This window comes from Acinetobacter sp. YWS30-1 (assembly GCF_033558715.1).
Taxonomy (GTDB): domain Bacteria; phylum Pseudomonadota; class Gammaproteobacteria; order Pseudomonadales; family Moraxellaceae; genus Acinetobacter.
Genome location: NZ_CP114607.1, coordinates 23,350 through 36,632, shown reverse-complemented (window position 1 = coordinate 36,632; position 13,283 = coordinate 23,350). Strand labels below are relative to the sequence as shown.

Annotated in this window: 15 protein-coding genes and 3 pseudogenes; 11 read left to right on the top strand and 7 right to left on the bottom strand. The window is 37.0% G+C overall.

The window, feature by feature from the left end; genetic code table 11:
* Positions 1–18: 18 nt before the first annotated feature.
* Positions 19–1,109 (bottom strand): IS4-like element ISAba1 family transposase gene (locus O4M77_RS14850; RefSeq protein ID WP_088631513.1). Its coding sequence is split into 2 segments (ribosomal slippage): positions 19–569 and positions 569–1,109, totalling 1,092 coding nucleotides; the frame shifts between segments, so codons are not numbered across the junction.
* A gap of 105 nt (positions 1,110–1,214) precedes the next feature.
* On the opposite strand from O4M77_RS14850, the pseudogene O4M77_RS14845 reads away from it, so the two are divergent.
* A pseudogene (locus tag O4M77_RS14845) lies at positions 1,215–1,316 on the top strand (tautomerase family protein); the annotation flags it as partial.
* A gap of 140 nt (positions 1,317–1,456) precedes the next feature.
* Here O4M77_RS14845 and O4M77_RS14840 read toward each other — a convergent pair.
* On the bottom strand, positions 1,457–1,768 hold the full coding sequence (locus O4M77_RS14840) for a hypothetical protein (protein WP_004282111.1): 312 nt from the start codon (positions 1,766–1,768) through the stop codon (positions 1,457–1,459).
* Positions 1,761–2,243 carry a hypothetical protein gene (locus O4M77_RS14835; protein ID WP_166138373.1) on the bottom strand — a complete coding sequence of 161 codons (483 nt, stop codon included), beginning with the start codon at positions 2,241–2,243 and terminating at the stop codon, positions 1,761–1,763. Before O4M77_RS14835 ends, O4M77_RS14840 begins: the two co-directional genes overlap by 8 nt.
* Positions 2,244–2,376: 133 nt before the next feature.
* On the opposite strand from O4M77_RS14835, the gene O4M77_RS14830 reads away from it, so the two are divergent.
* Positions 2,377–2,676: a DUF4258 domain-containing protein gene (locus O4M77_RS14830; protein WP_227607580.1), complete on the top strand. Its 300-nt coding sequence runs from the start codon at positions 2,377–2,379 to the stop codon at positions 2,674–2,676.
* Between the two features lie 11 nt (positions 2,677–2,687).
* Positions 2,688–3,032: a hypothetical protein gene (locus O4M77_RS14825; protein ID WP_004282115.1), complete on the top strand. Its 345-nt coding sequence runs from the start codon at positions 2,688–2,690 to the stop codon at positions 3,030–3,032.
* Between the two features lie 86 nt (positions 3,033–3,118).
* Here the strand turns inward: O4M77_RS14825 and O4M77_RS14820 are convergent, their stop codons facing one another.
* The 3 genes from O4M77_RS14820 to O4M77_RS14810 form a co-directional block, all read right to left on the bottom strand.
* Entirely contained in the window at positions 3,119–3,409 is a 291-nt protein-coding gene (locus O4M77_RS14820) for an addiction module antidote protein (protein WP_060875721.1), read from the bottom strand.
* A 1-nt stretch (position 3,410) separates the two neighbouring features.
* Positions 3,411–3,707, bottom strand: a complete 297-nt coding sequence (locus O4M77_RS14815; RefSeq protein ID WP_005175534.1) for a type II toxin-antitoxin system RelE/ParE family toxin — start codon at positions 3,705–3,707, stop codon at positions 3,411–3,413.
* Positions 3,708–3,836: 129 nt separating this feature from the next.
* Entirely contained in the window at positions 3,837–5,171 is a 1,335-nt protein-coding gene (locus O4M77_RS14810) for an ISNCY-like element ISAba32 family transposase (protein WP_004668300.1), read from the bottom strand.
* A 203-nt stretch (positions 5,172–5,374) separates the two neighbouring features.
* Between O4M77_RS14810 and O4M77_RS14805 the strand changes: the two genes are divergently transcribed.
* The 5 genes from O4M77_RS14805 to O4M77_RS14785 all read left to right on the top strand — a co-directional run bounded on the left by O4M77_RS14805 (position 5,375) and on the right by O4M77_RS14785 (position 9,746).
* On the top strand, positions 5,375–6,106 hold the full coding sequence (locus tag O4M77_RS14805) for an EcsC family protein (RefSeq protein ID WP_166138371.1): 732 nt from the start codon (positions 5,375–5,377) through the stop codon (positions 6,104–6,106).
* 146 nt (positions 6,107–6,252) lie between these two features.
* Positions 6,253–6,573, top strand: coding sequence for a type II toxin-antitoxin system RelE/ParE family toxin (locus tag O4M77_RS14800; protein ID WP_000897307.1), 321 nt, complete (start codon positions 6,253–6,255; stop codon positions 6,571–6,573).
* The gene (gene nadS, locus O4M77_RS14795; RefSeq protein ID WP_000369781.1) at positions 6,566–6,838 is read left to right on the top strand and encodes a NadS family protein; all 273 of its coding nucleotides are present in this window, start codon (positions 6,566–6,568) and stop codon (positions 6,836–6,838) included. The genes O4M77_RS14800 and nadS overlap by 8 nt, the downstream gene beginning before the upstream one ends.
* A 492-nt stretch (positions 6,839–7,330) precedes the next feature.
* Positions 7,331–8,806, top strand: a complete 1,476-nt coding sequence (msr(E), locus tag O4M77_RS14790) for an ABC-F type ribosomal protection protein Msr(E) (RefSeq protein WP_000052512.1) — start codon at positions 7,331–7,333, stop codon at positions 8,804–8,806.
* A 55-nt stretch (positions 8,807–8,861) separates the two neighbouring features.
* Entirely contained in the window at positions 8,862–9,746 is an 885-nt protein-coding gene (locus O4M77_RS14785) for an Mph(E) family macrolide 2'-phosphotransferase (RefSeq protein WP_000155092.1), read from the top strand.
* Between the two features lie 189 nt (positions 9,747–9,935).
* Here O4M77_RS14785 and O4M77_RS14780 read toward each other — a convergent pair whose 3' ends face one another.
* Positions 9,936–10,547, bottom strand: a complete 612-nt coding sequence (locus O4M77_RS14780; protein WP_015060246.1) for a recombinase family protein — start codon at positions 10,545–10,547, stop codon at positions 9,936–9,938.
* Positions 10,548–10,862: 315 nt separating this feature from the next.
* Between O4M77_RS14780 and O4M77_RS14775 the strand changes: the two are divergent.
* The 3 genes and pseudogenes from O4M77_RS14775 to O4M77_RS14765 all read left to right on the top strand — a co-directional run.
* Positions 10,863–11,273 (top strand): annotated as a pseudogene (locus O4M77_RS14775) (transposase); the annotation flags it as partial.
* Between the two features lie 345 nt (positions 11,274–11,618).
* Complete coding sequence (locus O4M77_RS14770; protein ID WP_114237944.1) at positions 11,619–12,419, top strand: DUF2310 family Zn-ribbon-containing protein; 801 nt, start codon at positions 11,619–11,621, stop codon at positions 12,417–12,419.
* Positions 12,420–12,594: 175 nt separating this feature from the next.
* Positions 12,595–13,218: pseudogene (locus O4M77_RS14765) on the top strand (IS3-like element ISAba14 family transposase); the annotation flags it as partial.
* Positions 13,219–13,283 lie beyond the last annotated feature (65 nt).

Sequence of the window (13,283 nt, the reverse complement as noted above, 5' to 3'; positions counted from 1 at the left end):
CTCTGTACACGACAAATTTCACAGAACCCTTATCCTATCAGGGTTCTGCCTTCTTAAAATTGCCAAAATTTCCTTAAACTCTTCTTTTTTCCCAAAACCAATTAAACGCTGAATCGCCATTTGAACATAGTCTAAACCATAGCGAAATAAACTCATTGAGAGTCGTCCATGCTTCTTTATTTTTATCACTTTTTTTTGATCATGTTGCCATTCACCCGTTAAGTAACACCAACAGAAGCTTATAGCTAACACCGCAATCAATTTTTTCACTCGTCTAGGGTCTGTCAAGCGCGTATTTTCAAGATTAAACCCGCGTCCTTTGAGACAACTGAATAAGGTTTCAATTTCCCAGCGTAATGCATAATCCTGAATAGCATTGGCATTAAACTGAGGAGAAACGACGAGTAAAAGCTCTCCATTTTCTAACTGTAGTGCACTTATATATAGTTTCACCCGACCAACCAAAATCCGTCGTTTACGACATTCAATTTGACCAACTTTAAGATGGCGAAATAAATCACTAATTTTATGATTCTTTCCTAAATGATTGGTGACAATGAAGTTTTTTTAACACGAATGCAGAAGTTGATGTCTTGTTCAATTAACCATGTAAACCACTGCTCACCGATAAACTCTCTGTCTGCGAACACATTCACAATACGGTCTTTACCAAAAATGGCTATAAAGCGTTGAATCAAAGCAATACGCTCTTTCGTATCTGAATTTCCACGTTTATTAAGCAATGTCCAAAGGATAGGTATCGCTATTCCACGATAAACGATTGCGAGCATCAGGATATTAATATTTCGTTTTCCCCATTTCCAATTGGTTCTATCTAAAGTCAGTTGCACTTGGTCGAATGAAAACATATTGAAAATCAACTGAGAAATTTGACGATAATCAAAATACTGACCTGCAAAGAAGCGCTGCATACGTCGATAAAATGATTGTGGTAAGCACTTGATGGGCAAGGCTTTAGATGCAGAAGAAAGATTACATGTTTGCTTTAAAATAATCACAAGCATGATGAGCGCAAAGCACTTTAAATGTGACTTGTTCCATTTTAGATATTTGTTTAAGATAAGATATAACTCATTGAGATGTGTCATAGTATTCGTCGTTAGAAAACAATTATTATGACATTATTTCAATGAGTTATCTATTTTTGTCGTGTACAGAGCGAAAATATAAACAATCTATGCGGTATTGATTCAAATGATGTTGAGATAACTATATTTGAAACTCCTAAAGAAAACTGGGGCATTAGAGGGGAAAATGCGGATGAACTACAGTTAAATTATAAGGTAAGTATTTAAATTTACTGAAATTAACATAATACACGTTATGCGAAATTAGAAAAATGAGTTTATTGCACTGATATTTATCTGTTTTTTAAATTTTAGACCTGGGTTGGTGCCCAGGTTTTTTTATTGCGTATAACAACCATTATGTTAAATCAGCAGTCAGAGCTTGGATCTTCCAGCTGTAAATAAGTCTCGAATTTCCCTCTAATACTGTCAGGTAAAGCTAAGTCGTCTATATTTTTTTGACTTGCCAGCATGTATGTTTTTAGAGCATCAAAGGCCTTTTGATCATCTAATAACATATGGATAAATTTACTTCGATTGATTCCCATATCTTCACAAAAAACATCCAATTTCATGAGATCTGGCTCAGGTAACTTAAATGACATTGCGAGAGTTTTTACAGACTTTGCATCTAGCTCTGTGGCATGAAGGAGACCTAGTTCTTCAAAATAATTACTCATTAGCTTGCCCCTTCTTTTGTTGATTCAGTATTTCATCTGCTAAATCCGTAGCTCGGTCTATGAAGCCCATTTTTGCCAGCATGAAGATATGGAAATACTCATTTCCTGAATCTTTGAGTTTATTTTTTATCTTAATTAAATGGTCCTGTACTGCATCAATATCAGTATTTTCTTGATTTAAATCACCAATCTGATAAAGGCCTTTCAGATATGAAAGATAAGCTGATTCTATATAAGAGCTAACTATTTCTTGAAGAACTTTACTCTTGCTTTTGCCTATAGCATTTGCAACTGATTCAAGAATCATATTCTGATCTTCGGAAAGTTTAATTGACAGCCCTTTCATTGCATTAGGCTCAAGATTGATACGAGTATTCAAACCTAGTTCGACAAAAGCACTCAGCCCATCGATAGACATTTCCCTTTTAGCTCGATGTCTATAGGCCAACTCTTCTAAATCTAATTTTTCAACCATTTGTTTTATCTATCAGTTTTTGAAATTGAATAAATTATAGCACATTAAATATAAGTGTAGATACAAATGTAAATACTTTTTGTAATTAAAAAAATTACAAAAAGTATTTACAAGTTTTTGTGTGTGCTATAGGATGAAAAACATACAGGCAATAGGCAGAAATAAAATGATTAAAACGAACCATTTCATGAAGAGAACTTCTCAACGAGGAATTACCAAAGCAATGGTTAACTATGCTTTAGAGCATGGTGAAATCGATGGAGATAAGGTGATCGTGAATAGAAAATTGATCCTTCGTCATCGAGAAGAAATGCTACGTGAATTAGCTGTGATGGCTAAGCTCTTGGATAAAGGCGGAATCGTTGTTGTTAGTGAATATGAGTCTTTAATTACTGCCTACGACTTTGATAGTCGTAAAAACAAATATTCTTAAGGAATAGTGTCATGAACAAGAAATATGAAAATGAAGACAAAATCTATGTATGGCGTTCTGATGATGCTTTGAATAGATATCAGAAAGAAGAATCCTCTGATATTCCATACGATGATGATGAGCCATACGAAAATCAAACAGAACCTAATAATCCCCCTCCCAGAAAACCACTCACACAATCATTAACAGGGGCTAACAGAGGATTTATATCTAATCATTCTGGATCGGATTATGAAGGTTCTGAAAACTATGAACATGATGATAATGGAGATCTTATGAACTACTCAGGTGTATACGATAGTGTAATTAATGACCTTAGTGAGCATGAGGGTTATCAGGAAGGCTATGATTATTGAGTTTTGCTACAATTAACATAATACACCTTATACGAATCTAAAAATGGGAGCCTTTAGCTCCCATTTTTACTATATTTTTTAAAGTTTTAGGCGTGTTGTACAGTGAGTTTTAAGCCTAACGCATTTACTACACGATTAATCGTATCAAAACGTGGTGCTGAATCATGACGTAGGGCTTTGTAGAGTGCCTCTCGCCCAATCCCTGCTTCTTTAGCAATTTGAGTCATGCCACGAGCTTTAGCAATAACACCAAGTGCATGGGCTAATTCAGCTGGATCATTATCTTCAAGAACCATATTGAGATACATCACAATGTCTTCTTCAGTTTTGAGTGACTCAGCCATATCAAAACTTGGTAAATCAGCGACTTTAACCATTTTAATCCTCCAATGTTTTCGATAATTTGACTGCACGATCGATGTCTTGTTGTTGAGTCGATTTATCTCCTCCACCAAGCATTACAATCACTACGTCACCATGCTGGATGTAATACATTCTCCATCCAGCACCGAAGAACTCTCTCATTTCCCAAACGCCATCTTGGAGAGGCTTAATGTCTCCCCAATTTCCACGTTGAACCTTATCTAATCTACGATTCAGACGAATACGGGTCATATTGTCTTTAATGCCATCTAACCATTCATCAAATTCTGGCAGACGTTTAATTTCAATCATGAGAATTCCTTATCTTCTCACTATATTGTATTCGATCGAATACAATATGCAAGTAGTCTATACGGACATCCATTATGTTATTCACCAATTAAAATGTCTATGCGATAAACCATTTAAAATGTCCTGTTTTTAACCACAAGAGTCAAGCACAGGATTTAACTTTCTTTGTTCAATAACAGCTTTCTGAGCTTTACGACTCGGCATACTTTTCTTGAGACGGGAACGTTTATTCTGTTTTTCCAACTCTTCATGCTGTTGCTGAATATGTGCCAGAACTGTACCTAACCGTTTATTCTCAACGATCTCATTCTGCTGTAGCCCAGCTAATTTATTGAAAATGCTGTAGTTGAGCTTTCGTCCCTCGTGCATGAGGGCCACAGTCCCATCCGGGTACTCCAGAAATGAAATATATTGCCCAACAAGCTTATGATTCAGCTCTATCGGTTCAAGCAGATAAATACATTTGTCATAGGTCAGGGTCAGATTCTTGGTGACCTTACGCGGTTCCTGCCAGGTAAAAATATCATCCAGTTCAAGATGAGATTCGGTTAATGGCCGATGTAAATTCTTTGAGTTTCGCGCACACTTGGCAAACTTCTGATTGAAATGCTCAATAAAGCAGGGCAGCCAGGCATTTGCCTCGGCAATTGAACAGATACCTTCTAGGCGCATTTCCTTGATCAGGCGATCCTGGAGTGTTCTATTGGCACGTTCCACACGGCCTTTAGCCTGGGGTGAGTTGGCGAAGATAATATCAATATTTAACTCATTCAGAATCCGCCCAAATTGCGTGATCTGGCTATCTTGGCTCGATTTCTGATTCACTCGGAATACCGAGTGTTTATCGCTATAAAACGCTAAAGGCTTGCCGTATTGCTCAATGTAGGCTCGGGTTGAAAGCATATAATCAAAGGTCGTTTCAGCCTCACAAAAGCGCAGATGCAACAGCTTTCCAGTGGCGTCATCGATATAAACCAGCAAGCAGCATTTGGAAGCTCGGCCTTCAAACCAGTCATGATATGAGCCATCGATCTGGATCAGCTCACCGAAGCAATCACGGTTATATCTAGGCTGATACGGACGTTTCAGACGCTTGGATCGAGGAATCCACAGGTCATTTGCAGTCATCCAGCGACGAACCGTTTCTACAGGGATATGCAGACCAAACATGCTGCTGAGCTTCTCATGCGCCAAGGTGGGTCCAAAGCCCAGCAAATGTTCAGCAATAATGGAAAGGCACTTTGATTTTAACAAGTCATCATGGCGACGATGGCCAGGTTGACCACGACTGGCATGTGCCATACCTGAGACACCATCTTGATTGAGTTTCTGCAATAACCGGGTAATTTGACGGGTGGAAAGATTCAGGATTTCAGCAGCACGGACCTGGGTAATACGATGATCTCTAACGTCTTGCAGAACTGCAAGACGTTGAATTTCTTTATCAGACATAGTGATCAGCATCTATATTTATATCCAGTCCATGATGGTGAAAACCATCATAAACTAGACATTTTTATTGGTGAGAATATAGACACTTTAAATGGGTTCTAACACATTAATTTCGTATAACAGCCATTATGTTAAATGGGGGGAGCCTCTAAAAATTATTGTCAAATTATGAATAAATATTTTTTATAACCTGATAAAAATCTAATGTTTAATTTATGATATTAATAATTAATTTAATAAGTCTTAAAAACATGGATTTCGATAGTACTACTCAATTACCTACAAAGCTCTTAAATAAAATTTCTGAAGTTATTTCAGTAGACCCTAATGACATTGTTAAAGATGCGCAGTCTAAAGGGTTACCTATTTCAAAAATAGAAGACTTTACAACAGAAATTATTTGTAAAAATTATCGAAGAATTGAAGATATTTCTGGTTCTTATGGTAACTATGCAGCAAGAAATAATGCAGTAACTGGACTGGCCTCTGGCGTTGGTGGTGCAGTAACAATGGTAACTATTGGGAGCGTGGATATTGTAAATATGGCAGCGCAATTGTATAGGTTGAATCAACGAGTTGCATATTTGAATGGCTTTGATCCAAATAATCCACATGATGCAGAACTAGCTAGAGAAATTTATTTATTTTCATTGGGGTTTGATAAAGCAGCTGTTGCTGGTGTGCAAGCTATGATGAATAGAGCTGCTCAAATTGCAGGAAAATCTGGGGCAAAATCAAACCCAGTACTTAAACTGATCATGATTGTTGCATCAAAATTAGCACCCAAAATGACAACTAAACAGGCAGCAAAATTTATTCCTGTTGTTGGTGGTATTTTGGGTGGAGGCATTAATTTCGCATTTGCTAAATATGCATCAAGTGAAATTCAGAAAAGATATAAAGAAGAGTTTTTTAGAAAAATGCAAACAGAGTCTATAAATTCTTAATTTTATAAATTTGGTACGGATATGTTAGTAATTTAATATTTCTAAAATTAACATAATACTGATTATGCGAAACGTGAGCCTATAGCTCTCGTTTTTTCGCTCTAAAACTGCTAAAATTCTTATACGCCATTGACGTACTTAAACCTATGCTATTCATTGAAACCAGTATTTTTACCAAGCAAATTAAAGACCTTGTATCTGATGAGGAATATCGTCAACTTCAGCAAGATCTTTTGGTACAGCCTGATAGAGGTGACCTAATCAAGAATGGCGGTGGTATTCGCAAAGTACGTTGTGCTCAAGGTAACAAAGGGAAAAGTGGTGGGATACGGGTGATTTATTATTGGGTCACCGAGGATGATCAGATCTTTTTCTTAGTGGCTTATCCAAAATCAGTAAAAGATAATTTAACAGATAAGGAAACCGCCATTCTGCACCAACTCGTGAAGGAGCAATTTCATGGATAACAACTTATTTGATGACTTGGTTGCTTCAATCAAAGAAGCTGGAGCTATCAAACGTAAAGAAGTTAAAGCAAGCCGAGTTACAGAACTCGAATTGCCTGATATTAAAGAAGTACGTGAAAAAACTGGCTTGAGCCAAAATGAATTTGCTGCACGTCTACATATTAGCCCCCGTACCCTGCAAAATTGGGAACAGGGACGACGCTATCCAACTGGACCAGCAGCTACATTGATTCGAATTTTAGATGCTCACCCAAGCCTTATTTGAAAAAATTACTTAAAAAATGGGAGCTTAAGGCTCCCATTTTTATTTCGTATAAGGTGTATTATGTTAATTTTAGAAAATCTTCACTACTATTATTTTAAAATAAGCCTTATATCCAAGCATAAAACAAGGTTGTCTAGACTTCTTTTAACAGTAAAGTTATCATAAAACTGAATTTTATTTTTTAGGTAAGTTTATGCATTCTATCCGCATTCGTTAAGACACAACTATTTGCATAGTGACACTATTTTATAATGGTGGGCTTTTGTTGTGTCTTTAAGAATATATGCGGATATATAAAGTAAAAGTATGCTTAATTTATAAGTATGCTTTTAGTGCATAGTTTCCAGTTATAACTTAATTGACTAGCTATTTGTCCACCCTGTGGATGAATAGCTTTTTTTTTGGGAGGACACTGTGATGCTAGCTTTTGTTTTCACCTAAATCCTGTTTGCTGCATAAAAAATTTCAAGAGCTAAACAGGAGTAAATAAAAATGAGTTTAATTATTAAAGCGAGAAACATACGCTTGGATTATGCTGGGCGTGATGTTTTGGATATTGATGAATTGGAAATTCACTCTTATGACCGTATTGGTCTTGTGGGTGATAACGGAGCAGGAAAGAGTAGTTTACTCAAAGTACTTAATGGCGAAATTGTTTTAGCCGAAGCGACATTACAGCGTTTTGGTGATTTTGCACATATCAGCCAACTGGGCGGAATCGAAATAGAAACGGTCGAAGACCGGGCAATGTTATCTCGCCTTGGTGTTTCCAATGTACAAAACGACACAATGAGTGGCGGAGAGGAAACTCGTGCAAAAATTGCTGCCGCATTTTCCCAACAAGTACATGGCATTCTAGCGGATGAACCAACCAGCCACCTTGATCTCAATGGAATAGATCTACTTATTGGTCAACTTAAAGCATTTGATGGAGCATTACTTGTTATCAGTCATGACCGATATTTTCTTGATATGGTTGTAGACAAGATATGGGAGTTAAAAGACGGTAAAATTACGGAATATTGGGGTGGTTACTCGGATTACTTGCGTCAAAAAGAAGAAGAGCGACAACACCAAGCCGTAGAATATGAGCTGATGATGAAGGAACGGGAGCGATTAGAATCTGCTGTGCAAGAAAAACGCCAGCAAGCTAATCGATTAGACAATAAGAAAAAAGGAGAAAAATCCAAAAACTCTACCGAAAGTGCTGGACGACTTGGGCATGCAAAAATGACTGGCACCAAGCAAAGAAAACTGTATCAGGCAGCTAAGAGTATGGAAAAGCGTTTGGCTGCATTAGAAGATATTCAAGCACCAGAGCATTTGCGTTCTATTCGTTTTCGTCAAAGTTCAGCCCTAGAACTGCACAATAAGTTCCCGATTACGGCAGATGGTCTGAGCTTAAAATTTGGTAGCCGTACTATCTTTGATGACGCTAACTTTATAATACCGCTTGGCGCTAAAGTCGCTATAACTGGATCGAATGGAACAGGGAAAACGTCCTTGTTAAAAATGATATCAGAACGTGCTGATGGATTAACCATATCTCCAAAAGCTGAAATTGGCTACTTTACACAAACAGGATATAAATTTAACACGCATAAATCTGTGCTCTCCTTTATGCAGGAAGAGTGCGAGTACACAGTTGCGGAAATTCGTGCAGTATTGGCTTCAATGGGGATCGGAGCGAATGATATTCAAAAAAACTTATCCGACTTATCGGGAGGTGAAATCATCAAACTGCTTTTATCCAAAATGCTTTTAGGAAAATATAATATTTTGCTTATGGATGAACCAGGAAACTATCTTGACCTAAAAAGTATTGCCGCATTAGAAACAATGATGAAGTCCTATGCAGGAACTATTATCTTCGTATCTCATGACAAGCAATTGGTCGATAATATTGCTGACATTATCTACGAGATCAAAGACCACAAAATCATCAAGACTTTTGAGAGAGATTGTTAATGATAGCCAATCTAATCCGAACATTAATTATTGAACTCTTTAAAGGAAATTAAAAATGACAATTCAAGATATTCAATCACTTGCTGAAGCACACGGCTTGTTGCTTACGGACAAAATGAATTTCAATGAAATGGGCATTGATTTTAAGGTCGTTTTTGCTCTTGATACAAAGGGGCAACAATGGTTGCTGCGTATTCCTCGTCGTGATGGCATGAGGGAACAAATCAAGAAAGAAAAACGCATTTTAGAATTGGTAAAAAAACATCTTTCTGTAGAGGTTCCTGATTGGAGAATTTCATCTACAGAATTAGTGGCTTATCCCATACTTAAAGATAATCCTGTTTTAAATTTGGATGCTGAAACCTATGAAATAATTTGGAATATGGACAAAGATAGCCCGAAATACATAACATCTTTGGCAAAAACCTTATTTGAAATCCATAGTATTCCTGAAAAAGAAGTTCGGGAAAATGATTTGAAAATTATGAAACCTTCAGATTTAAGACCTGAAATAGCAAACAATTTGCAGTTAGTAAAATCTGAAATTGGTATAAGTGAGCAATTGGAAACCCGCTACAGAAAATGGTTGGATAATGATGTTCTATGGGCAGATTTCACCCAATTTATACATGGCGATTTATATGCTGGGCATGTACTAGCTTCAAAGGATGGAGCTGTTTCAGGCGTTATTGATTGGTCAACAGCCCATATAGATGACCCAGCGATTGATTTTGCTGGGCATGTAACTTTGTTTGGAGAAGAAAGCCTCAAAACTCTAATCATCGAGTATGAAAAACTAGGGGGTAAAGTTTGGAATAAACTATATGAACAGACTTTAGAAAGAGCAGCGGCCTCTCCTTTGATGTATGGTTTATTTGCCTTAGAAACTCAAAATGAAAGCCTTATCGTTGGAGCAAAAGCTCAGTTGGGAGTTATATAATTTAAAAATATGATTGCTGAGAACTGCCTTGTTTTGAAACTTGGTTGGCTTTAATTAGTTTTTAGTATTCTTTATAGAAAATGCCTCGATCAAGGGGCATTTCTAACAATCATTTAACATAAAATTTCTTATGTGAAGTAACCTGAATGCAGCGGTGCCCCATTGGGGGCGCGTTGAGATAAGCCTCTTTTAGATAACTTTAGCAACTCGATAGACAGTTGCAACTCCACAATTCACTGCTTTGGCAATTTCTTCCTTAGTCATATTGCCAACTACTAGCAATTCTTTTATTCGTTTATGTTTAGCCTCATTTGCCTTCTTGCCTGTTGGTTTGTAACCCGAACGTGCCAGGCCCTGCTTAATACGTTCTATACGTTTCTCATTGTCTAGGCGGGCCATTGTTGCCAGAAGATCAATCAACATATTGTTGATGAGTTCCAAGATTGAATGAGTAATGCTGTCACTGGTTTGAATCATTTGGTAGGTAGTAGGAAGATCTGCTACGACTAAACGAAGTCCCTTCTCCTGGATCCTGCGCTTCAGCTCTTGAAAATCTCGTTGGGTTAGGCGTGATAAGCGGTCAATACTTTCAACTAACAATGTGTCACCTTGATTTGCTTCTGACAGTAGCTTATTCAATTCAGGTCGGTCTAACTTCGTACCACTATAGTTTTCCACGTACACAATGGTTTCACCCAAATTCAAGTTTTGGTTTAGATCCTGAAGAATCTGCAAAGCCCTTTCTGCATCTTGATCTTTAGTTGAAGCTCGTAGATAAATACGTGTATTCATTTCTATCATTTAATCTTAATTCTATTAGATTAATGATAATACTATCATTTAATTATTGCATTAAGTCTAATGATAGATATTGTATGCGATTTGGCTCGCTATCATTCAGGTATACTCTTTTGATAAAAAAAGCATGACTAAAAGCCATGCCTTGGGATTCGTATAACGCGTATTATGTTAATTTTAGAAAGTCTTTAAAATAAGAATTTATAAAAAACTCTTTCTCATCATTAATTTTTAAAGATAAGTTATTGCATAATAATTCTTTCTTACTCAAATCAATTATGATCAAAATGATGTGGGTCTAGGATTTTAGACCATGCCTATAGTCGTAAAGCACTGGCTCATCGTGTATCGATCAGTATGGAAACAGACTTTTGCATAGATGCGTTGCAAGAAGCAATTGTGAAATATGGTTGTCCTGAAGTCTTTAATACAGACCAAGGCAGTCAATTCACAAGCGAGGCATTTTTGAATGAGTTAAAATTGCGAAATATCCGTATCAGTATGGATGGAAAAGGACGATGGATGGATAATGTGATGATTGAGCGTTTATGGCGCAGCGTGAAGCATGAGGAAGTCTATTTGAAGGCTTACGATACGGTTAAACAAGCGATACAATCAATTGCTGAATATTTGGATTTTTATAACATGATACGTCCTCATTCAAGTTTGAATAAGGCAACACCGAATGAATTTTATGATCAACATTTACTAAAAGTAATGGCAGCATAATTTAAATATTTAGAGCGGGTTTATCACTTATAAAACTGAATTGAGTTGTCTAATTAACGGAACCACATTAGTATCCTATAAAATATTCTGACACCGAAGACTCTATAGTAATTACATATACTGATAGTAATAATACAGTGCATAAGGATGTAGCTGTTCCTTATTTCGGTAAATATGATAAGAAAAATTATAGTTATAATATCAAGTAGTTTAAGTATTATTAATATTTAGAGTGTACGGCATTGACGGTATAGGTTAAATTGACACTACAAGACAGCACTTTAACCAATTTCAACAGCAACATCCCCAAATATATTTAATATAAATTAAGCATGAGATATAAAAATGCACGCCTTTGATATTATCATACCCCAATATACAGGTATCGCTGAAGATGATGATAGCCACGACCATGATGTATTTTGTTATTTAGGAAATTTAGAAGGCAACGGACAAATATTACCCCGTAACCATCATTTAGCTGTTAGCCAAAATGATATTACTCGCGTGACTGTGGTGTGTCCTGAAATGGATGCCCTTGACCGTAAAAATATGAACAGCTATGCCCAAGAAATGCACAATAAAATCGAACAGTTAGCAGGTAAACCCATTCAAACCTTGTATATCGGAGAAGACCATGACTATCCTCTTCCCCGTTATGCCGTACCAACGCAATCTGAATTTTACATGTTGCGTTGGGGCTGGAGTTCGCCTTTACTAGATGGAGTAACCTTACAAGGCATTCCTCTATATAAAATCCCATATACCCAACCTGATCACCCTTGTTATGATAATGTGTGGTCATGGTATCGTCAGGCTGAAGCGTTATATCGTTTGTGGCTTGGTTCTCAACCAGTAAGTGAAGCCTTTGCCTTAGAGCAAATGCAAAATCCCAATTCTGAGCATAGCAAAATAGGTCGAGAATTGTGCCGTATCATTGAACAAAGCACAGGTGTACCCACCTATTATTTTCTAATGAATTACCGTGATTGGACACAGGCAGAAGATATGGAACAAAAATGTCCACTGACAGGGCAGGATTGGCTATTGCCTGCCAATACCTATCACTATATTGATTTTAAATGCGATGAGAGTCGTTTGGTGAGTGAGTTGAGTCAAAATTGGTCGGATGAAAGCGAGGACTGACCGAATGAAAAATTATTTGTGGTAAGCTCATAAAGCCTATCAAGCATAGAGATAAAAATAACACCCAAACTATCTGTAACCAACCGTGAATCGTCTCGATATTTTCGGAGAGTGTTTTACTGGAATCAGGTACAGGACAAGTTTATTTTCAGTATACCCTAGCGGAACCACCTAACGACGTCATACACGTACTTTAATGAAGAAAATGGGTATTCAGGCGTTATATTGCAAACCAAATTTAAGCCAGGCTAATCAAGCTCACCGTAAATATCCATATCTGCTCAAAGGATTGGCTATTCAGCGCAGTAATCAAGTGTGGTCTACGGATATAACGTATATCCCTATGGCAAAAGGCTTTGTTTATTTATGTGCTGTGATTGATTGGCATAGCCGCAAGGTACTTGCGCATAGGGTATCGATTAGTATGGAGGTGGATTTTTGTATTTCGGCTTTAAATGAAGCGATTGAAAAATATGGATCACCTGAAATATTGAATACAGACCAAGGCAGTCAGTTCACCAGTGATGCATTTATTGATGTATTGAAATCAAATGGCATTCAAATCAGTATGGATGGTAAAGGTCGATGGGTAGATAATGTGATGGTTGAACGATTATGGCGGAGCGTTAAATATGAAGAGGTGTATCTCAAAGCTTATAGCAGTGTCACAGATGCGAAAAAGCAATTGAGTGCATATTTTGAGTTTTATAATCTGAAACGACCTCATTCAAGTCTAGACAAAATGACACCAAATGAGTTTTACTATGATCAGCTACCCCAACAAAACAAGGTGGCTTAACTAGAGCGGAATATCACTTATAAATACGCTTTTAGTTGTTCAAACAAGTGGAACCACCTCTGTTG